At 44.5% G+C, this 23,336-nt stretch carries 9 protein-coding genes and 1 tRNA gene; 9 read left to right on the top strand and 1 reads right to left on the bottom strand.

Annotated features, from left to right (window positions below; translation table 11 throughout):
• Positions 1 to 28 precede the first annotated feature (28 nt).
• The 4 genes from NSS75_RS10840 (at position 29) to NSS75_RS10825 (ending at position 2,568) form a co-directional block, all read left to right on the top strand.
• Positions 29 to 259 (top strand): excisionase family DNA-binding protein, encoded by a 231-nt coding sequence (locus NSS75_RS10840; protein WP_024121629.1) that lies wholly within the window; start codon positions 29 to 31, stop codon positions 257 to 259.
• Between the two features lie 315 nt (positions 260 to 574).
• Positions 575 to 1,120: a site-specific integrase gene (locus NSS75_RS10835; RefSeq protein WP_024121628.1), complete on the top strand. Its 546-nt coding sequence runs from the start codon at positions 575 to 577 to the stop codon at positions 1,118 to 1,120.
• A gap of 54 nt (positions 1,121 to 1,174) precedes the next feature.
• Positions 1,175 to 1,247, top strand: a tRNA-Arg gene (locus tag NSS75_RS10830).
• 170 nt (positions 1,248 to 1,417) lie between these two features.
• Positions 1,418 to 2,568, top strand: a protein-coding gene (locus tag NSS75_RS10825; RefSeq protein ID WP_339233059.1) for an IS3 family transposase whose coding sequence is annotated in 2 segments (ribosomal slippage) — positions 1,418 to 1,691 and positions 1,691 to 2,568 — 1,152 coding nt in all. Because the reading frame shifts where the segments join, the coding sequence is not laid out codon by codon here.
• Between the two features lie 59 nt (positions 2,569 to 2,627).
• Here the strand turns inward: NSS75_RS10825 and NSS75_RS10820 are convergent.
• Positions 2,628 to 3,173: an IseA DL-endopeptidase inhibitor family protein gene (locus tag NSS75_RS10820; RefSeq protein ID WP_095713035.1), complete on the bottom strand. Its 546-nt coding sequence runs from the start codon at positions 3,171 to 3,173 to the stop codon at positions 2,628 to 2,630.
• Between the two features lie 288 nt (positions 3,174 to 3,461).
• Between NSS75_RS10820 and NSS75_RS10815 the strand changes: the two genes are divergently transcribed.
• From NSS75_RS10815 to fenD, 5 genes are all read left to right on the top strand, one after another.
• Positions 3,462 to 4,853: an MATE family efflux transporter gene (locus tag NSS75_RS10815; RefSeq protein WP_059336512.1), complete on the top strand. Its 1,392-nt coding sequence runs from the start codon at positions 3,462 to 3,464 to the stop codon at positions 4,851 to 4,853.
• A 138-nt stretch (positions 4,854 to 4,991) separates the two neighbouring features.
• Complete coding sequence (gene galM, locus NSS75_RS10810; RefSeq protein WP_213418678.1) at positions 4,992 to 5,966, top strand: aldose 1-epimerase; 975 nt, start codon at positions 4,992 to 4,994, stop codon at positions 5,964 to 5,966.
• A 26-nt stretch (positions 5,967 to 5,992) separates the two neighbouring features.
• Positions 5,993 to 7,468: a D-alanyl-D-alanine carboxypeptidase/D-alanyl-D-alanine-endopeptidase gene (gene dacB, locus NSS75_RS10805; protein ID WP_339237518.1), complete on the top strand. Its 1,476-nt coding sequence runs from the start codon at positions 5,993 to 5,995 to the stop codon at positions 7,466 to 7,468.
• Between the two features lie 431 nt (positions 7,469 to 7,899).
• Positions 7,900 to 15,582: a fengycin non-ribosomal peptide synthetase FenC gene (gene fenC, locus NSS75_RS10800; RefSeq protein WP_339237517.1), complete on the top strand. Its 7,683-nt coding sequence runs from the start codon at positions 7,900 to 7,902 to the stop codon at positions 15,580 to 15,582.
• 25 nt (positions 15,583 to 15,607) lie between these two features.
• Positions 15,608 to 23,323 (top strand): fengycin non-ribosomal peptide synthetase FenD, encoded by a 7,716-nt coding sequence (fenD, locus tag NSS75_RS10795; RefSeq protein WP_339237515.1) that lies wholly within the window; start codon positions 15,608 to 15,610, stop codon positions 23,321 to 23,323.
• Positions 23,324 to 23,336 lie beyond the last annotated feature (13 nt).

Raw genomic sequence — 23,336 nt, 5'->3', positions numbered from 1 at the left:
AGCATACGGATTCAGAAAGGAATGCTATATGTATTTAACGATTAAAGAAACAGCAGAATATGCAAATCTTTCAGAGGATTATATTAAAAGTTTGGTGCTCGAAGGTAAAATCAGGGCCGTTCATGACGGTGAGCAATTTTTGATTTATAAGGGACAGTTCAAAACGCATCTCGAACAGCTGGAAAATTACAAAGCGCTCGTGCAGGAAATATTAAATGAACCGATCCCAGAAGATATTGATGTAAAGGATGAAGACTAGGACACAATTTCAAATTGTGTCTTTTTTTTGCATATTTTTTGTGAGCATCTCGAAAAGAAAAGCGTCATATTGCGTTATAAGGGCTTTTTCGGGAAGGGTCAGAGTGATTTGTCTCAGGAGGCGGAAAAGCTTTATATGAGCCTGTAAATGCCATTTCAGAAGATAGGGCGTTTCAAGAGATCTCTTTTCTGTTTATGTAACACTATGTATATTATGTTACATAAATGCCTCCGAACTTTGACATTCAACGTTTTTCCGCTATAATAGTAACATAGACCTCAAAACGTTACATAACGGTTTTTAAGGAGTTTTTTGATGCATATTGTACAGCCGATCCGCAGTTTAGAGAAAATTCAAGATGTAAAACAGTATTTACGCAGCAAAAACAAGCGTGATTATTTTTTGTTTATTTTCGGCATTAACAGCGCGCTCCGAATTTCTGATATTTTGCCGCTTCAGGTGAAAGATGTCAGAAATAAAGACCATTTATGGGCGACTGAAAGCAAAACAAAAAAGAAAAGGAAGATTCTCATTTTAGAATCTTTGAAAGCAGAAATATACGAGTATACGAAAGATATGAAAGAAAATGAATATCTCTTTAAATCTGTCCGAACCAAAAAGCCAATTTCACGCATTCAGGCATACAGAATTTTAAGAGAGGCAGCCGAAGCGTGCGGACTTGAGGAAATAGGGACCCATACGCTCCGGAAAACATTTGGCTATCATTTCTACCAGCGGACAAAAGATATCGCTGAGCTGCAGAGGATCCTTAATCATTCATCACCTTCGATTACAATGCGTTATATTGGAATCGATGAAGATACAACAAGAGCTGCTTATAAGGTATTTGGAGGGCTGTAAATCATATCGCTTGAAAATCGTGACAATCGGAGCTACTATATAGATATCAAAAAAGCTCTAGTAGCACAGCGGATAGTGCAGCAGTTTCCTAAACTGCAGGTCGGGAGTTCGAATCTCTCCTAGAGCGTAATAAAACAAAAGGGCAATGGACGATACGTCCGTTGCCCTTTTTATGCTTAACATAAAAAACGCCCGTTTTTCGGGACTGACCCCATAAAGATGAGACAAATAAAAAACACCTTCAAGTTTGAAAACGGATAGTTGTTATCCGAAATAAGACTTAGAGGTGTTTTTTGTATGGGAACAAGAATGAGTTATCCGATTGAAGTCAAACAGAAGGCTGTAGAAATGAGATTGGCAGGCGTGCCTATGAAAGAGATCATGCAGGAATTGAATATCAAGAATAAGACGCAGGTTCAGACATGGGCTAGATGGCATAAGGCTGGGGATACACATCGATTTGAACAGCCTGTTGGTAAGCAATACACTTACGGAAAAGGTCCGGAGTATTCTTCCGAATTAGAGAAACTGCAGGCAGAGAACCGTTATCTGAGACAACAAAATGAAGTTTTAAAAAAGTACAACGAATTGGAAAGGAAGTTGATAGCCAAACGTCAGTCGAACTTGTAGAAGTATTGCACGGCACAATGACCGTACAGAATATCTGTGTTCATTTAGGTATCTCACGAGCGTCTTATTATCGTTGGAAGAAGAACCTGATGATAGATCATCCCAAGTGCCATTTGGAAAAACAAATCGGCACGTTGTGCCGAGAGCACAAGTATCGATATGGATATCGAAAAATTACAGCTATATTAAAAAAGGAAATGCGTATTAACCATAAAACGGTTCAGCGTATCATGCAGAAAAATCAGTGGCAGTGCCGGGTTAAGGTGAAAAAACGCAAGAAGAATGGGCAGCCATATGCCGTGGTTGATAATATATTAGATCGGAACTTTCAGTCTGATCATCCTCTTGAAAAACTAGTAACGGACATCACATATTTGCCTTATGGACAGAAACAATTGTACCTTTCCAGTATATTGGATGTATACAATGGAGAAGTGATTGCTTTCACGATTGGAGATAAGCAGGACACAGACTTTGTCTTAAACACACTTGATCAGCTGCCAACACTGCCTCAGAACTGCGTGTTACATAGTGACCAAGGATCTGTGTATACATCTTATGAGTATCAGAAAGCTGTTAAAACAAAAGGCATTACCATGAGCATGTCCCGCAAAGGGACGCCCGCTGATAATGCCTCCATCGAATCGTTTCATTCCTCACTAAAGTCTGAAACGTTCTATCTTAACAGCATTAATCGAACCACGACCGCCATCGTAGAACGCACTGTCAAAGAATACATTTATTATTATAACAACATTCGTATTCAAACGAAACTAAACAGCCAATCACCGATAAGCTATCGGCAATTGGCTGTATAAAAGTGTTTTGATCCCTGTCTCAAAAACGGGGGTCAGTCCCTTTCTCGGGCGTTTTTTTCTTATATAACTGCGTCAAAGCGATTTACTTTCCACTTTTTGTTCTCTTTTACAAATGTCACTTTCCGTTTTGCTGAAGGTGATCCGTCCAAAGTAGGAACGGTAAATTCATATGTGACTGTGCCGCCTTTTTTAGAAATGAGTTTAGCGGTTGATTTTTTCCAATTTAAGAGATTGTCTCCGTCACCGACCGGAACAGCCAGTTTTCCTTTTGAGACAATGAAATGATAGTCTTTAAAGCCTTTTTCAATCGCTGTTTTTGAGAAAATAGGTGTTAAGTAATTCACAGCTTTTTCTTTTGTGCCAAGGTCACTGCACATGTATACGTACTGAAGATTTTGATGCTCGAATGTGCCTGATGGGCAAACTGCTTTTTTCGCTTTTGGATTGTGTCCGCTCATTGTATTCCAAAAATGCTCTCTTGCTGTTAGTGCCAGCTGCAATGCTTGTTTTTGTGATAAATCTCCGGATGTGTTTTTCGCAAATGCATTTGTGTTTAATGACAGAATAAGTGCAATAGTGGTTAGAAATAGAAGATATTTTTTCAATGTGGCTCTCTCCTTTAAAATCTCTTTCTCTTATGTTACAAATGTTACAATAGTTACGTTTAGATTACAATACTTTTGCATAAATTATTTTTTATTCTTTCATCTCACCAAAAGACTATGCTGTATCGCACTAGTTTATTCTTGCAGATTGAAAAATGTGTAAAAATAGGAGAATCGGGAAGGGTTTTATAAGTACTGTGGTGAATAGTTACATGTTGCATGTCGTGTTCATTTCAAAAGAAACGGGAGCACGTTAGTGAAACGAGTTTAAATAAAGGAGTCATTCATATGGAAACATTACAAGAAAATCCCGTATCTAAGAAGAAGAGCAATCCATCTGTTTGGCGGTCAATGTCACTATTTTTAGTGCCGCTCCTTCTGAGCAATGTGCTGCAATCAGTGGGCCAATTAGTCGGGATGGTCGCTGTGGGCAGATGGCTTGGCGTAGATGCGCTTGCAGCTGTCTCATCCTTTTTCCCGCTGTTTTTTCTTCTCATTTCATTTACGATCGGCATCGGTTCCGGCAGTTCCATTCTTATCGGGCAAGCCTATGGGGCAAAAAATGAGGAACGGTTAAAGGCCGTTGTCGGAACAACGCTGACATTCACCTTTTTATTAGGAATTGTGTTAGCTGTGATCGGCAGTATATTCACCTTAGATATTCTGCGTCTCATGGGAACGCCAGAAAATGTAATTCATGTCAGTGTCAGCTATGCGCGTATCTTATTTTGCGCAATGCCGTTTATGTTTTTATATTTTGCTTATACCACATTCTTGCGGGGGACAGGAGATTCTAAGACACCGTTTTATACATTGATTGTAAGCACAGTCATCAATATAGCACTTTTACCAATCTTAATTCTCGGCATGTTCGGCTTGCCGAAGCTGGGCATTTACGGCTCTGCTTACGCAACCGTTATTTCTACAATTGTGACCTTTATCGTATTATTGGTGTATCTGCGGAAAACGAAACACCCGCTGCAATTTGATAAGACAGTACGGCGTTATTTGAAAATGGATAAGGAATTGCTGGCGCTTCTGCTGCGTCTTGGTATTCCGTCAAGCATTAACATGATTCTCGTCTCACTATCGGAAATAGCAGTCATTTCATTCGTCAATCATTATGGCTCTGATGCAACAGCAGCATATGGCGTGGTCAATCAGGTAGCCAGCTATGTGCAAATGCCGGCTGTCAGTCTGGGGATCGCGGTGTCTATTTTCGCCGCTCAATCTATTGGAGCGAATGAGTTTGACCGGTTAAAGCAAGTCATTCGGGTCGGTATTTGGCTGAATTATATCATTGGCGGTGTGCTGATCCTCCTTATCTATCTTTTTGCACATCAGATTTTAGCATTATTTTTGACCGAGAAAGATACCCTTTACATTGCACACAGGCTTTTGATGATTACATTATGGAGCTATTTGCTGTTTGGGAATGCCCAAATTATTTCTGCGACGATGCGTGCAAGCGGAACGGTTTTATGGCCGACCCTTATCAGTATTTTTGCCATCTGGGGAATCGAGGTGCCGGTCGCGTTTGTTCTGTCTCACTATACAAATCTTGAAATACTCGGCATTTGGGTAGGCTATCCGGCAGCATTTGCTGTGAGTTTGCTTTTGATTTACGGGTATTATCAATTCATTTGGAAAAAGAAGCAGATTACACGTCTGATTCAATAAACTCCAAAAAACACCGTTCATTTTGAATGGTGTTTTTTGTTTACTTAAAGACAAAAGGGAAAACATAAAATGGAGGAAATAGTGCACACTGAATTGAATTTATATATAAGCATTGAACTAAGGAGAGGTTGAGTACACATGACAAATTATATTGAAAAGATGACGTATTTAGGAACACCAGCTGTCAAAGCGGGTAATGAGCATTTGGAAATAATAGTCGTGCCTGAGTGGGGCAGCAACGTCATTTCTCTCGTAGACAAAGAAACAAAGATGCACCTTTTACGAGAACCGGAAACAACTGAAAGCTTTCATGACACACCTACATTGTATGGAATTCCCATTTTGTTTCCGCCTAACCGCATAAGTGACGGAACGTTCACCTTCCGGAGCAGAACGTATCATTTTGATATCAATGAAAAAGATAAACACCATCACCTCCACGGCTTTCTCTATGACAAAAAGTGGGACATCATAACGATGAAACAAACAGACGAAGAAGTGATCATAGAAACTGAAATTGATCTATCGGAAATTCCCCATGTTTATAAACAATTTCCGCATCATGCTGTTGTACGGATGACATACATTTTAAAAGATAACACTCTTTATAAGCATGCCACGATCATGAATAAAGGGAAGGATGCATTTCCTTGGGGGCTTGGTTATCATACGACCTTCGTTTTCCCAGAAGAGAGCTCTTTATTTTCTCTTACTGCTGATCAGCAATGGGAATTGGATGAACGTTTATTACCGACCGGAAAGCTGATCGATATACCAAATCAGGAAGCTTTGCACGAAGGAATGCTCTTGCGGCAGCAGCTTGATGATGTCTTTTTATCTTCTTATCAGAAGAGAGGAGGAGAAAATCAGGCCGTCATTTACCGTCAGCATGCACACCTGAATATGATCTACAAGGCGGATGAACAATTTAAGCATTGGGTTGTGTATAATGCTGATGGAACACAAGGGTATTTATGCCCGGAGCCTTATACATGGGTGACAAACGCAGTTAACCTTGATCTCCCTTCGTCACTCACTGGCTTACATGTGTTAGAGCCTGGTGAAGAGAAGACAGTAAAAAGCAGCATCACGATTGAGCGTAATCATCGATAGCCAATCAGGAGAGGCGGGATAAGAAAATGGGAAAAAGCATGAAGCTTTATTTTGTAATATTGCTGCTTTTCATCTTTGCTTCCATTCCATATATGCATCATGCTGTACAGGCGGCTGAAGAACAGGATACACTTGCCGGGCAGATTGAAACCATTTTAGCCAATGAACCTGCTTTAAAAGGTGCAATGGCCGGCATTACTGTCCGTTCTGCAGAAACAGGCGACGTCATTTACGACCATTTAGGGGATGTCCGGATGAGACCCGCCTCTTCTTTGAAGCTTTTTACAGCCGCCGCGGCACTTTCTGTTCTCGGTGAGGATTATTCTTTCACAACAGAAGTGCGGACAGACGGCCGCCTTAAAGGACAAAAACTGAATGGCAACCTTTATCTGAAAGGAAAAGGAGATCCGACACTTTTACCATCTGATTTTGATCAAATGGCCGAAAAGCTGAAAAAATCCGGCATCAAGTCCATAAAAGGCAATCTTGTCGCCGATGACTCATGGTATGATCATATCCGCTATTCGCCTGATTTGCCATGGAGTGATGAGTACACTTATTACGGCGCGCAAATTTCCGCACTGACAGCGTCTCCAAATGAGGACTATGATGCAGGCACTGTGATAGTAGAAGCCAGCCCGGGAAAGAAAGAAGGACAAAAGCCAGCAATATCAGTGTCACCAAAAACGGATTATGTAGCGATTGAGAATGAGGCGAAAACAGTTGAGGCGGGAAAAAAGAAAGATCTTTCTATCGAAAGAGAACATGGAACCAATACTATCACGATTAAAGGGAGCATACCGGTTGATGCAAGCAAAACAAAAGAGTGGATTTCCGTCTGGGAGCCGGCAGGATATGCTTTAGATTTATTTAAGCAGGCTCTTAAAAAACAAGGCATTACAGTAAAAGGGAAAATCATAACGGGCACAGCGCCCGACTCTTCAGACGTACTGGCCACTCATCACTCAATGCCTTTGTCTAAGCTATTTCTTCCTTTTATGAAATTAAGCAATAACGGACACGCCGAGGTACTTGTAAAAGAGATGGGGAAAGAGGAAAAAGGAGAGGGCAGCTGGGAAAAAGGGCTTGAAGTGCTAAACAGTACGCTTCCGAATTTCAGCGTTGATCCCAAAACACTTATTTTGAGGGACGGTTCCGGGGTCTCTCATATCAACGCCGTATCATCAGACCAAATCACAAAGCTATTATATGACATCCAAGATGAAAAGTGGTTTCAACCTTATCTGCATGCTCTGCCGGAAGCGGGGAACAGTGACAGACTGGTAGGCGGGACGCTAAGAAACCGCATGAAAGACACCCCGGCAGAAGGAAAAATAAGGGCAAAGACCGGGTCCTTAAGCACTGTCAGCTCTCTGTCTGGCTATGCAGAAACAAAGAGCGGAAAAACGCTCGTTTTCTCTATTCTTCTAAACGGTTTGATTGATGACTCGGATGGCAAAGACATTGAGGATCAAATTGCTGTTATTTTGGCAAATCAATAAAAACGCTAAACCTGTTTTCCGCGAAAACAGGTTTTTTATATTTCTTTTTACATTATCGCGCTTGTTTTTAAAACATTCAGCTAAATATTGTAGAAATGTAACTGATACTGAGGCGGAGAATATCTTATAAACGGTTCAACACTATCCTCATATGAAATTAAATAAATGAAGAAAAAATCTAGTGATGAAGAACTATTAAAAATCGATACTTTCATATCTTTACATTCGAAATCCTAATAAAATTAATCAAGAAAAATAAATAATTAATACTATATTCAAAAAAATGTTATAAAAATTTTATATTTTTTATTGTACTTTAAAAAAATTCGGTTAATATAATGCATATATGGATTATATAGTCATATAATTTCTTTTTATTGTAATTATTTCAGTTTCTTATCCTCTTATAAATTAGAATTGGAGGGAATTCGTTGAAAGAAAATACTTATGGTTTAACTCATGCCCAAAGGAGAGTTTGGTTTACTGAACTGTTGGAGCCTGGTACAAGCATCTGTAATCTGACCGCCTGTGTAAAATTCAGGGGTGATGTTGATCTTGATGCTCTTCAGTTGGCTCTGAACCTTTCAATCTCCCGTAATGATGCAATCAGGTTCCAGCTGACAGAAGGAATTGAATCGGAGTCAGAGCCTCGTCTGTATCTTGCAGAATACAAAGGATTATCACTTGAAATAATAGATTTTACAAATGCTGAAATGACTGAAACAGAGCAATGGATTCATGATCAAGCCAGAATTCCGTTTAAGCTGCTTGATTCGCCTCTGTATCAATTTTATCTTCTTAGAATCCACCCCCATGAAATTTGGCTATATGCGAAATTCCATCATATTATCATGGACGGCATCTCTTTAAATTTGATGGGAAATCAAATTATTAATCTGTATCAAAAAATCAAAAAAGGGGAGCCTATACCCGATGAGCAAGAGCCTTCCTACATTAGCTACATAGAAAAAGAGAGGCAGTACTTACAATCTTCACGTTTTGAAAAAGACCATTTGTTTTGGACGCAAACCTACCAACAGCCGCCGGTATACCACTCACTAACCGGACAGAGCACTTCACAAAAGCAGAGTACCTCCGCATCGAGAGATACTATCACACTTTCACCTTACCTAGCACATACCATCCAAGCTTTTTGCGAAGAACAGAAAATCAGTATGATTTCCTTATTTATGGCTTCATTTTACATATGTATCAGCCGCATCACCTCTAAAACGGACCTTGCGATCGGAACCTACTATGGAAACAGGGGGTCAAAGGCAGAGAAAGAAATGCTTGGCATGTTTGTCAGCTCTCTTCCAATCAGAAAAACGGTTGATTCTGACGCCGATTTTCTTTCCTTTGTACGCAGTGTCGGCAGAGAACAGCTTTCAGTCATGCGTCACCAAAGATTTCCTTATAATTTGCTGGTGAATGAATTAAGAAAAGAACACAAGGATTTACACAACCTGATCGGTATATCAATGCAGTACCATCCGCTTCAGTGGCAAAAAGCGGATGATTTGAACTATGAGACGGCGCTTTATTTCAGCGGATACACCGCGAATGAGCTTTCTGTTCAAATACAGGAGCGGATAGATACTGGAGCCATTCAATTAAATTTCGACTATCAACATATATTATTTTCTCTTGAGGACATTAAACGGATTCAGCACCACCTGCTTACGTTGCTGGAAAACGCGCTTCAAAATCCGCATAGCACTATAAAAGAATTAGATATGGCAGAAAAACATGAGAAAGAAAAAGTTTTGTATGAATTTAACAGAACGAAAGCTGTTTCGCCTGCAGCTTCGACGCTGCACGGTCTGTTTGAACGTCAGGCAGCTTTGACGCCGGATCGGACGGCTTTGCGCTTTTCTGGCGGTTCACTGACTTACGCGCAGCTTGACATGTACGCCAACAGGCTGGCAGCGCGCCTTACGGCGCATGGTGTCACGAAGGAAAGCATTGTCGGTGTTCTAAGCGAGCGTTCGCCGGACATGCTGACAGCCGTTCTCGCCGTATTAAAGGCAGGCGGAGCTTATTTGCCGCTTGATCCTGCATATCCAGAGGAGCGGCTGAGCTATATGCTGAAAGACAGCGGGGCAGCATTGTTGCTGACGCAGCCGGGATTAAAGGCACCTGATTTTTCCGGAAAGACACTTGAAGTGGATATGACGGCGCTTGCGAATGAAGAATCTGAATATTACTCTCTTCATCAAGCGGACAGCGATTCTCTTGCCTATGTGATCTATACGTCGGGCTCCACTGGACAGCCGAAAGGGGTCGCCGTTGAGCAACGCCAGGCTGTTTCCTTTCTGACCGGCATGCAGATGCAGTTTCCTTTAGAGGATGACGACATCATTATGATGAAAACGTCTTTTTCCTTTGATGCATCTGTCTGGCAGCTGTTTTGGTGGATGCTTTCAGGTGCTTCGGCCTATCTGCTTCCGGCCGACTGGGAAAAAGATCCGGCATTGATGGTAAAAGCTATTCGGGAAGAAGGCGTTACAACGGCCCATTTTATCCCGGCCATGCTGAACAGCTTTTTGGATCAAGCGGAAATAGAGGCACCGAGAAGCCTGAAGCGCGTATTCGCCGGAGGTGAACCGCTGGCACCCCATACGGCAGCCCGTTTCGCTTCTTTGCTGCCGGAGACATCACTGGTCCACGGCTACGGGCCGACAGAAGCAACCGTTGATGCGGCATTTTACGCGTGTAATCCTGAGCTGGACAAGGATCGCTTGCGCCTTCCGATCGGAAAACCCGTGCCTGGCGCGCGTCTGTATGTGTTAGATCCTCATTTAGCCGTACAGCCTGTCGGCGTAGCGGGAGAATTGTATATCGCCGGAGCCGGGGTTGCCAGAGGCTACTTGAATCGTCCGGAATTAACAGAAGAACGTTTTCTTGATGATCCATTTTATCCGGGTGAACGCATGTACAAAACGGGTGATTTGGCGCGCTGGCTGCCAGACGGACAGGTTGAATTCCTCGGCCGTCTGGATGACCAGGTGAAAATCCGCGGCTATCGTATTGAGCCGGGAGAAATCGAAGCGGCGCTCAGAAGCATAGAAGGCGTGCGGGAAGCGGCTGTGACTGTTCGTACAGAAAGCGGCGAGACGGAATTATGTGCGTATGCAGAAGGGCGCGAAAGAAACGAAGTGCGCAAGCAGCTTGAGACATTGCTTCCGGGCTACATGATTCCTGCTCATATCATTGAGATGGAACAATGGCCGGTTACCCCGAGCGGAAAGCTCGACCGAAAAGCGCTGCCTGCTCCTGACGGAGCGGCAGATCGGGAAACCTACACAGCGCCGAGAAATCTGACAGAGATGAAGCTTTCCCAGCTGTGGGAGGAAGTGCTGAAAAGCGGACCTGTCGGCATTCACGACAACTTTTTTGACCGGGGCGGCCATTCCTTAAAAGCCACCGCGCTTGTTTCCCGGATCGCTAAGGAATTCGGCGTCCAAGTGCCGCTGAAGGATGTGTTTGCCCATCCGACGGTAGAAGGTTTGGCTTCTGTCATCAGCGAAGGAACGGAAAGTCCGTATGAAGCCATTAAGCCGGCTGAAAAACGCGAGACCTACCCGGTTTCCTCCGCCCAAAAGCGGATGTATGTGCTCCAGCAGCTGGAGGATGGTGGCACAGGCTACAATATGCCGGCAGTCTTGGAGCTGGAAGGAAAGCTGGTTCTTACAAGAATGGAGGCCGTATTCAACAAGCTGATCAAACGCCACGAGTCACTGCGCACGTCCTTTACAACGGACACAGACGGCGAGCCGGTTCAGCGTATCCATGAAGAAGTGCCGTTTACATTCCACACCTCTGTGCTCGGCGGACAAACTGAACAGGAAGCCGCGGCAGCGTTTATCCAGCCGTTTGATCTCAGCCAAGCTCCGCTGTTCCGAGCGGGGGTCGTCAAGGTATCAGGCGGGCGGCATCTATTACTGGTCGATATGCATCACATTATTTCAGACGGTGTGTCAGTCAATACGCTCATTCGGGAATTCGGGGAGCTGTACGCCAATCAGGAGCTACCTGCGCTTCACATTCAATATAAAGACTATGCCGTATGGCAGGAGGCCTTTAAAAAAGGAGACACGTACAAGACGCAGGAGGCATACTGGCTGAAGCAGCTCGAAGGCGAGCTGCCCGTACTGGACCTGCCGGCTGATTACGCCCGGCCGCCGGTGCGAAGCTTCGCGGGTGATCAAGTTTCATTTACGCTCGATCAAGAACTCACAGCCGGGCTTCACAAACTCGCACGCGAGAACGGAAGCACCCTGTACATGGTGCTCCTGGCAGCTTACACAGCGTTATTGGCGCGCTTAAGCGGACAGGAAGACATCATCGTCGGGTCACCAATTGCCGGACGTCCTCACAAGGACCTTGAGCCGATACTTGGAATGTTCGTCAACACCCTGGCGCTCCGGACACGCCCGGAGGGCGGGAAGCCGTTTGCGCAATTTTTGCAGGAAGTGCGTGAGAACGCATTGGAAGCTTACGAACATCAGGATTATCCGTTCGAAGAGCTTGTCGACAAGCTCGCCGTAACAAGGGATATGAGCCGAAATCCAGTGTTTGATGCGATGTTTATTCTTCAAAATATGGACAAACAAGACATTAATCTTGGAGACATAAAAGCACGGCCTGCAAATGTTATTCATCAAATTTCTGTATTTGACATGACGTTGATTGCGGCTGAATCAGATGGAGTCATCAGATGTGACATGGAATTTAGTACCGACGTATTTATGAGAACGACAATTGAACGCTGGACGGCTCATTTTACCGAATTTTTGCGTGCTGCCACGTCAAATCCTAATACAACTCTTTCACAAGTGAATATACTCAGCGAAAAAGAAAAACAAAAGATTTTGATAGAACTCAACAAAACCCACGTTGAATGTTCTCAAACTGATATCGTTTTTCATCGCATGTTTGAAAAGAGGGCTGAAGAGACACCGGAGCATATTGCTGTTATGGACGGTGAAAAACAGATCAGCTATCGCCATCTCAACGAAAAAGCCAATCGTCTGGCGCGCACACTGCAAGAAAAAGGAAAAGAGACGCAGCCAATCGTTGCTGTTTTAGCGGAGCGATCCATTGATGCTATTGTTGGTATTTTAGCCGTTATGAAAGCCGGCGGCGTGTATATTCCGATAGATTCTCATTATCCAAAAGCCCGGATTGAATACCTTCTCAAAGACAGCGGGGCTGAAATTCTTCTTTTACAGAATGAAGTAAAGCATTTGATTGCAGGCTCAGATATAGGTGATATTTCTCGCATCTGTCTTGATGATGAAAGTTTCTATGAAGCAAAAAGATGCAACCTTGCTTCATCTCCTGCCCCGGAGGACTCGGCATACATCATTTATACGTCAGGAACAACCGGTGCGCCTAAAGGCGTTATCGTTACGCACCGCAACTTTGCTCATGCTGTTCTTGCATGGCGCAGCATATATCAGCTCGATCAAATGCCTGTCAGGCTGCTTCAAATGGCGAGCTTTTCCTTTGATGTCTTTTCAGGAGACTTGGCGAGAACATTGGCCAATGGAGGGACTCTAGTCATTTGCTCTGATGAAACAAGGCTTGAGCCTGATGAATTATATGCATTGATGAACCGCCAGCGTATCACGATCATGGAGTCAACACCGGCACTCATTGTCCCATTTATGGAATATGTTTACCGCAACCAGCTCAGTCTTCCTGACTTAGACATCCTTATTCTTGGTTCGGATATGGTGAAAGCCCATGATTTCAAAACATTGGCGGACCGTTTCGGAAACAAAATGCGCTTAATCAATAGTTACGGGGTCACAGAGGCCACGATTGATTCAAGTTACTATGAAATGAATATGGGTGAAGAGTATTCGGGAGACAGCGTACCGATCGGCATCCCGCTTCCCAATGTAAAACTGTATGTACTCAGCCAGACTGACCAAATACAGCCGATCGGTATTGCCGGCGAGCTTTGTATCGGCGGAGCCGGCGTTGCCAAGGGCTATCACGGAAAATTTGAATTAACGGAAAAGAAATTTACAAAAAATCCATTTGTATCCGGAGAAAGACTCTACAGAACAGGGGATCTGGCTTGCTGGCTTCCAAACGGCACTCTCAGGCTTCTTGGCCGGATAGATCATCAAGTAAAAATAAACGGGTACAGGATCGAAACAGAAGAAATTGAAAGTGTGCTTCTCCAAACCGGACTTGTCAATGAAGCGGTTGTAGCGGTTCAAAGTGATACGAATGGACAGGCTCGTTTGGCAGCGTATATTCTGCCTTCAGATGCCGATACAACGGTTCTCCGCGGCGCTTTATCGAAAATGCTGCCGGCATATATGATCCCTGCGCATATCATTCCTTTGGAAACTATGCCGCTGACATTAAACGGGAAGCTGGACAGAAGAGCCTTACCGGCACCAAATGAAGCTTTCTCGCGGCCGTATACTGCACCGGTCAACGAATTGCAGGGAATGACAGCGCAGATTTGGGAGGACGTGCTGAGCGTGTCTCGAGTTGGCATTCACGACTCCTTTTTTGAGCTTGGAGGAGACTCTATTAAAGCACTGCAAGTGTCCGCCCGGCTGGCAGCTGAAGGCTGGAGCATGACTATACAAGATTTATTCCGTTATCCAACAGTTCATGAGCTGAGCAGCCATATCACTCCATTGATATCTCAGGCAGAACAAAGGCCTATCGAAGGTGAAGCGGATCTTACACCGATTCAGTGCAAATTTTTCGATCAGCGTCATGCTTTTCGTGATCATTACAACCAATCGGTCATGCTTTTCAGCGAAAAGGGGTTTCATGCTGACGCGCTTCGCCAAGCGCTGCGCAAATTGACTGAGCATCATGACGCGCTTCGCATGGTGTTTACACAGGATCATACCGGGCGTGTCGTTCAGTACAATCGCGGAATTCAGATCACTGAAAACGAACTGTTCGGATTTCACCTAGCAGATTGGACAAAGGAACAGGCAGAAGGCACACTCTTGGAAGAAAAATTTGCTGCTGAGGAAATCGTGCTTCAAAGCAATATGAATGTAAAAGAAGGACCTTTGCTGCAAGCGGGATTGTTTAAAACGACAGAGGGAGACCATTTGCTGATTACGATCCACCATCTCGCTGTAGATGGCGTTTCTTGGAGGATTCTGCTTGAAGATTTAGCTGCAGCCTACCAACAGTCTTTGGAGCAAACAGAGATCAAACTGCCGCCGAAAAGCGATTCTTATTTATCATATGCCAGCGGTCTGGCACAGATAGCCGGGAGCCGGCAATTGTTATCAGAAATAACATATTGGCAAACGATTTTAGATGCCCATAATGTTTTTCTGCCTAAGGACATGGCTGAGTCGGACAGGCATCAAAGCAGTGCTGAAACAGCTGCGTTTGTATTAGCCAGTGACTGGACTAAAAAACTGCTGTTTGAAACGCAGCAAGCCTATGGTACTGATGCCAACGAACTTTTGCTCACTGCTTTAGGAATGGCGCTTTATGAATGGAGCGGACACGAACAAATTGTGATCAGCGCTGAGGGCCATGGAAGAGAAGGACATGTTCCGAATATTGATATTTCACGAACAGTAGGTTGGTTCACTTCTATTTATCCTATCCTTCTGGACATGAGTGCACCGCATTCATCTGAAGATCAGCTCGGTTACAGAATCAAAGCGACAAAGGACAGGCTGAGAAGAGTGCCGCACAAGGGAACGGGCTACGGCTTATTAGTACAAAAGGGAGCCATACAGCATAAAGAGCCTGAGATCAGCTTCAATTATCTTGGACAATTCAGCGAAGGTCAGGGTTCTGATTTGTTTCAACTGTCTTCTTATCAGCCTCGTTACGAAATAGCGGGGGAGAGAGAAAGAGAGTACGAGCTCGATATTAATGCTTTGATAACAGACGGACGCCTGCAAGTCAAAGCAGTATACACCCGGGTATTCCGCGAAAACACAATTCAGTGTTTGATGGACAGCTTTCACAGTCATCTTATCGAGATCATTGAGCATTGTACAAAGAAAAAAGAACGAGAAAAAACGCTGAGCGATTTCAGCAACAAAGAACTAACGCCATCCGCATTATCTAGCATCGAAAATCTCATTAAAGATCTTTAACTTTTGGAAAAGGTGTGTGGAATTGATGACGCAAGCAACGCAGATCCAAGATATTTATCCGTTATCGTACATGCAGGAAGGGATGCTGTTTCATTCACTGCTTGATTTCAGCTCTAAAGCCTATGTGGAACAAACCTCGTTTACCATTACAGGCAGCCTGTGTATCGATTCGTTTCAAAAGAGCTTAAATCTTCTTGTTTCCCGATACGATATTTTCAGAACCATATTCCTTAAGGAGGTTCCAGACCTCACTGGGCCGCAGCAAGTTGTGCTGACAAACCGTGAATTGACCGTACAAAGGGAAGATCTTTCTCACCTGAAAGATGATGAGCAGCTTGCTCTGATAGAAGACTTTATGCAGCAGGACCGGGAAAAAGGGTTTCACTTGCAAAAAGATCCGTTAATGCGGCTCATGCTTTTTGATAGAGGAGACAGCACATATACATGTGTCTGGACGCATCACCATATCATCATGGATGGCTGGTGCCTGGGCATCATCCTCAAAGAATTCTTCAGCATGTATGACTCACTTAAAAATAACAGGCCTGTACAGCTCGGCAGCACGGTGCCGTACAGCCGTTATATTGAATGGCTCGGAGAACAAGATAAAGAAGAAACCGCTGCATACTGGAGAGATTACCTGCAGGAGTACGGCAATACCGCTTCTATTCCTAAACTAAAAAGCCGCTCAGCGAATGGGGAATATGAAGCCGCAAATATCCGTTTTTCTTTAGAGCCGGCTATCGTTCAGAAATTGACAGCAGCTGCTCAAAATTGGGGAGTTACATTAAACACTTTATTTATGAGTCTATGGGGTGTTCTTCTCCATCGTTACAACGGTACGGATGACGCGGTCTTCGGCTCTGTTGTTTCCGGACGTCCGTCAGCGATTGACGGGATCGAGTCAATGGTCGGCTTGTTTATTAACACTGTTCCGGTGCGTATTCGATCTGCAGAGAAAATGGCATTTTCTACGCTTGTCAAATCCGTGCAGGAGGATACTTTACGTTCTGAGCAGCATGGTTATTATCCGCTTTATGAGATTCAAAACCGCAGTGCTTTGAAGCAAGGATTGATCGATCATATTCTTGTCTTTGAAAATTATCCTGTACAGCTTCAGCAGGCAGTCAATAGGCAAAGCGAAAATGACGAAAACGCATTGAAGCTAGATGACATTTCTATGTCAGAACAAACCAGCTATGACCTTAACGTTGTCATCGTTCCAGGTGAATCATTTTATATTAAATTCAGCTACAATGCCGCCGTTTATGAACGTGAAGAGGTGCTTCGGATTCAGGGGCACCTCATGCAGGCAATGGATTGTATTTTGTCAAATCCCGATATTGCTGTCGACAGCATCAACATTGTGCCTCCTGAAGAACGTAAGCTCATTCAATCGTTTAACGAAACGGAGCGCCATTATCCAAGCAAAACGCTATCCCAATTGTTTGAGGAACAGGCTCTCAAAACACCTGACGCGAATGCTTTGAGAATGGGAGATGAGTGCCAGACATATCGGCAATTAGATGAAAGAGCCAATCAGATTGCACACGCCCTGATAGAAAAGGGAGCTGGATCTGGCGGGATTGTCGCTGTGATGATGGAACGGTCAATGGACATGGCTGCTGCCCTGCTTGGAATTTGGAAAGCCGGAGGCGCTTATCTGCCTCTTGATCCAAGTTATCCGAAAGAGCGGCTTTCTTTTCTGCTGCATGACAGTCAAGCAGCTCTCTTACTGACAGAAGAAGAAATTATTTCATCCATCCCGTCAGGCTATAAAGGCAGTATTGTGACATCAGGACATACAACACATTACAGAACGGATTCTCCTGATGCATCGATTGGTGAGCTTGCCTACCTGATCTATACGTCAGGAACGACAGGACGGCCAAAAGGAGTGCTCGTTGACCATCAAGGAATTGCAAATACCTTGCAGTGGAGACGGGAAGAGTACGGCATGAGCGAAGGGGATACAGCACTTCATCTGTTTTCCTATGTTTTCGACGGCTGCGTGACGAGCTTGTTTACTCCGCTTCTGTCCGGCGCATGCGTGCTGCTGACAACAGATAACGAAGCGAAGGACGTGCTCGCCCTCAGACGGAAAATAGCTCAATACAAGGTTAGTCATATGCTTATTGTTCCTTCCCTGTACCGGGTGTTATTAGAAGTGCTGACTGCTGAAGATGCACAAAGTCTTCGTATCGTGACATTTGCGGGCGAGGCAGTGACTCCCGACCTGCTTGAGAGCAGCAGAAAGATTTGTCCCTCCGCTGAACTTGCAAATGAATATGGACCGACAGAAAACAGTGTGGCAACAACAATCCTTCGTCATCTGAACGAAAAAGAGAGAATCACGATCGGACACCCGATCGCCAATACAAAAGTATATATTTTACAAGGAGAGCAACTGCAGCCGATAGGCGCGGCGGGTGAACTGTGTATTTCCGGCGCGGGTCTCGCACGGGGGTACTATAAGCGGACAGAGCTAACTGAGAAAGCATTCACAGACCATCCATTCCTCAAAGGGGAACGCTTATATCGAACCGGAGATGCAGGGCGCTTCCTGCCTGATGGCACGATTGAATATATTGGACGTTTTGATGATCAGGTAAAAATCAGGGGATATCGCATTGAATTAAGTGAGATTGAAACTGTTCTTCGGCAAGCATCTGGAGTGAAGGAATCTGCAGTGCTGGCCCGTGATGTTTCTGATGAGGAAAAGGAACTCGTTGCTTATATCGTTCCGGAAAAAGGAAACGGCCTTCCGAATCTGCACCAGTATCTTGCCGGTACATTGCCGTCCTATATGATTCCCGCAAGCATCATCAAAATCACTCAAATGCCGTTAACATCCAGCGGGAAGCTCGACCGTTCCGCACTTCCGGAACCAGAAAACACAACTAGCTTAACGTACATGCCGCCACAAACCTTAATGGAAACTGAACTGGCACGCATTTGGGAAGAGGTGCTGAACAAAAATCAAATCGGTATACGCGATGATTTCTTTCAATTAGGCGGACAGTCCTTAAAAGCAGCCACACTCGTATCAAGAATACATAAACGGCTGAATATCGAGCTGCCGCTCAGTGACGTTTTTTCTTATCCGACCGTGGAAAGTATGGCAGCCAAACTGATGAGTTTACGTGAGAATGCTTTTACGCAGATTGAACCTGCGGATTTTAGAGATGTTTATCCGCTGTCTTTCTCGCAAAAAAGATTATACGCTCTTTACCAGTTGGCAGATGACAGCACAGGCTACAACATGCCGGCGGTACTGGAACTGCGAGGACATTTGGATCGCGGGAGATTGAGAAAAGTTCTCACAGAGCTTGTGAATCGGCATGAATCATTGCGTACGGCATTTGAACTGAACAACGGAGAGCCAGTGCAAAAGATTCATCCGGCGCTGGCAGCTGATCTAAAAGAGCTTGAAATTGGATCAGAGCAAATGCTGCAGTCTGTGATCTCGTCCTTTATCAAACCGTTTGATCTTACCGCGGGACCGCTTTTTAGAGCAAGCTTGATATCTCTCGAAAAAGAAAGAGCCTATTTGTTGCTTGATATGCATCACATCATTGCTGACGGAATCTCTATGAGTACACTCGTCCAAGAATTCACTGATCTTTATTGCGGAAAAGAGCTTCCAGCTTTAAACCTGCATTATAAGGATTTTGCGGTTTGGCAGCAAGAGAAGTTTCCGAAAACGAATTACAGCAAACAGGAGGCCTACTGGCTGAAGCAGCTTGGCGGCAGCCTTCCAGTATTGGATTTGCCGCTTGATAAAACGAGGCCGCTTCTGCCTGATTTCAGCGGCGGAACATTTGAAGTAAACATTGATAAAAGAACGGCGGAAGAACTGCACCGCTTGATGTTTGAAACGGGAACGACGATGTATATGCTCCTTCTGTCTGTCTATTCCATCATGCTTTCCAAACTGAGCGGGCAGGAGGATATCGTTGTCGGCTCGCCTGCTGCCGGGAGACCGCACGCTGATCTGGAGCGAGTCATCGGGATGTTTGTCAATACATTAGCTATGCGATGCCAGCCTGAGGGCCGCAAAACGTTCAGCTCTTATTTGCAGGAAATTCGCGAACTTGCTCTGACTGCATACGAGCATCAGGATTATCCTTTTGAAGAGCTCGTCAATAAACTTGAAACGAAACGGGAGGTAAATCGCAATCCGCTGTTTGACGCGATGCTCGTGCTTCAAAACAGCGAAGATTTCCGGTTTGAAGTGCCTGGTTTATCTATCTCGTCTGTAACCCCGTCACACAATGTATCTAAATTCGATTTGACATTACACGCTGAGGAGCATTCCGATGGCATTCGCTGCCGCTTCGAATACAGTACCGCGCTGTTTGAAGAAGAGACCATTGCAAGATGGGCTTCCCATTTTATTGAGCTGGTGAAAGGAATAACGTCTGATATCCATATGAAGCTTTCGGAAATGCAATTGCTTTCTGCTCCAGCGCGCGAATTGCTTCTTGAAACGATGGGTCAGTATGCTGACTATCCAAGAGATGAAAGCATCGTTCGTTTATTTGAAAAACAAGCAGCTGAACATCCCGAACATACCGCAGTCGTATGCGATCATATACGGCTGACTTATCGCGACCTGAATGAAAAAGCAGAACGGACAGCGGCTATGCTGATGAAACAAGGAGTCCGATCCGGGGATATCATCGGTTTATTGTTTGATCGATCGCCTGATATGGTGATTGGCGTTTTATCTATTCTAAAGGCCGGAGGGGCATACTTGCCGATTGACCCTGAATATCCTCAAGAACGCATCAGCTTTATGCTGAATGACAGCGGGGCAAGAATTCTCCTGACAGAGCACGGACACAACAAGCCGGCGGATTACTATGGGCAAATTTTATACCTGAATGACGCCGAAAACGAATTGATTTCGCCTGATTTGAAAGCGCAAGAAACATTAGCAGACCAGCCAGCTTATGTGATTTATACATCTGGAACCACTGGGCAGCCAAAGGGCGTCGTTGTCGAGCACCGCAATGTGATTAGTCTATTGAAGCATCAGGATCTGCCTTTTGATTTTGGAAGTGAGGACGTTTGGACTTTATTTCATTCATATTGCTTTGATTTCTCAGTATGGGAAATGTTCGGAGCATTGCTGAATGGAAGTACGCTGGTTCTTGTCTCCAGAGAAACAGCCCGCGATCCAAACGCATTCCGCTTATTGTTAAAAAACGAAGGCGTCACAGTACTCAATCAGACTCCAACTGCTTTTTACGGACTCATTCATGAAGAAGAAAACCATACGGACCGATTACATGTGCGATACGTTATTTTCGGCGGAGAAGCTTTACAGCCCGGCATGCTTGTAACCTGGAACGAGAAATACCCTGATACTGATCTGATCAATATGTACGGCATTACTGAAACAACTGTACATGTGACATATAAGAAATTGTCCTCAGCTGATATAGAAAAAAATAAGAGCAATATCGGAAAACCGCTGGCAACCCTTCAGGCTTATGTGATGGATGCTCATATGAATCTTCAGCCTACAGGAGTTCCAGGAGAGCTGTATATTGGCGGAGAAGGGGTAGCCCGGGGATATTTGAACAGAGATGATCTGACCGCGGCCCGATTTGTACCTAATCCTTATCTTCCGGGAGACAGATTATACCGAACCGGAGACCTTGCAAAGCGTCTGGCAAGTGGAGATCTGGAATATATGGGCCGCATTGATGATCAAGTAAAGGTGAGAGGACACCGCATCGAGCTCGGCGAAATCCAGGCGTCTCTGCTTCAGCTTCCAATAATCAAAGAGGCTGCTGTCATCACAAGAGATGATGAACAAGGCCAATCCGCTGTATATGCTTACTTGGTTGCGGAAGATGGACAGGTCGTAAATGAAGCAGATATCAGGGCTGCCCTGAGAGCCGTTCTGCCTGATTTTATGGTGCCTGCCCGCTTGATCCAGATTGACAGCATCCCGCTGACGGTTAACGGCAAGCTCGACCAGAAAGCCCTGCCGGAACCAGATAAGCGCGCTCAAACTGAGAATGATATCAGCCCTAGAAATGAGATTGAAAAGGCGATGGCTGACATTTGGGAGGAACTGCTCGAAGCGGAGGAGATAGGTGTCAGCGCGAATTTCTTTGAGCTTGGAGGGGATTCAATAAAAGCGTTGCAGGTGTGTGCACGGCTGAAGCAGCGAGGCTATGAAACGACAGTGCGTGAGATGTTTGAGCATCAGACGCTTGGTGAACTGTCCGCCCGCGTTCGAAAAGCCGTACGCGTAATTGACCAAACGCCAGTCGAAGGCGAGCTGCCTTGGACACCTGTACAGCAATGGTTTTTTTCACAATCATTGGAAGCCCATCATTTTAATCAATCTGTCATGCTCTACCGGGCTGAACGATTTGATGACATTGCACTCAGAAATGTGCTGAGAAGCTTGGTGACTCATCATGACGCACTGAGAATCATATGCCGTTACAAAGATGGCAAGCCTGTACAGGTTAACAGAGGAGCAGATCTTCCGGATGAGGAGCTATATGCCTTCGATCTGTTTGATATAAGAGATCATCGTTCAAATACAGCCGGAAATGCACAGGGCTTGTCAGCCGAAGCACACAAACAGATTGAAGAAATGGCAAACCAAATTCAGCAAACCATTCGATTGGAAACTGGCCCTTTGCTTCATGCTGGTTTGTTTAAAGCCGATGATGGAGACCATTTGTTTCTGACGATCCATCACTTAGTCATTGATGCCGTTTCATGGCGCATTTTATTTGAGGATTTTTCAATTGCTTACGAACAGGCAGTCTCAGGAAAACCCATCGTACTGCCGGAAAAAACGGATTCATATTTCACCTATGCACAAACATTGGCTGACTATTCAAAAAGCCGTCGTCTGCAGCGTGAAATCGCGTATTGGAATGAGCGGGAGGACCGGCATATTGAGCGTATTCCCAAAGATCATTCGATCACATCGAACTCATTCAAAGATACAGAAGTAATTGATTTCGAGCTGTCTCGTGAAGATACAGAATTGCTGTTAACTGGTGCAAACAATGCATACAACACGGAAACGAATGATATCCTTCTGACTGCTTTAGGCCTAGCTTTGCAGGAATGGACGGGACTTGACCATTTCAAAATCAGTATGGAGGGCCACGGCAGAGAAGATTATCTTGACAATATTGACATGAACAGAACAGTAGGCTGGTTCACTTCTATTTATCCTGTATGGCTTGATATGAGTGATTCTGACCATACGGATGAAGGTGAGCGGCTAGGACGACACATTAAACAGACAAAAGACATGCTGCACCGCATACCTCATAAAGGCGCAGGCTATGGAGTGCTGAAATATATCAACAAAATTTGGGATTCTGAGTACAGCGACCCGGAAATCAGCTTTAATTACTTAGGCCAGTTTGATCAGGATGTTCAATCAAAAGCTTTTGAGATTTCTGATATTAAGACAGGGAATGAAATCAGCCCGGATTGGGAGCGGCCTTATGTGTTAGATATCAGCGGAGCCGTTTCATCAGGATGCCTGCACATGCACATTATTTATAACCGTCTTCAATTTAAGAAACAAACCATACAAGCATTAGCCGATCATCTTAAACATGCGCTTGAAAACATGATTCAGCATTGCGCGGGCAAAGAAAACCGCGAATGGAGTGCCGCTGATTTTACTGATGAGGATTTAACGCTGGAGGATTTAAGTGAGATTATGGGGGCCGTCAACAAACTATAGGAGAGGAGATTCA

Source organism: Bacillus sp. FSL K6-1012 (assembly GCF_037964915.1).
GTDB lineage: Bacteria > Bacillota > Bacilli > Bacillales > Bacillaceae > Bacillus > Bacillus halotolerans.
The sequence above is the reverse complement of the archived record's forward strand: the minus strand, read 5'-3'. Positions and strand labels throughout refer to the sequence as shown.

Bases quoted from the DNA above. Each gene is read 5' to 3' on its own strand.
- NSS75_RS10815 (WP_059336512.1), top strand. From the start codon at position 3,462: ATGGAAACATTACAAGAAAATCCCGTATCTAAGAAGAAGAGCAATCCA.
- fenD (WP_339237515.1), top strand. From the start codon at position 15,608: ATGACGCAAGCAACGCAGATCCAAGATATTTATCCGTTATCGTACATG.
- NSS75_RS10835 (WP_024121628.1), top strand. From the start codon at position 575: ATGCATATTGTACAGCCGATCCGCAGTTTAGAGAAAATTCAAGATGTA.
- NSS75_RS10840 (WP_024121629.1), top strand. From the start codon at position 29: ATGTATTTAACGATTAAAGAAACAGCAGAATATGCAAATCTTTCAGAG.
- dacB (WP_339237518.1), top strand. From the start codon at position 5,993: ATGGGAAAAAGCATGAAGCTTTATTTTGTAATATTGCTGCTTTTCATC.
- galM (WP_213418678.1), top strand. From the start codon at position 4,992: ATGACAAATTATATTGAAAAGATGACGTATTTAGGAACACCAGCTGTC.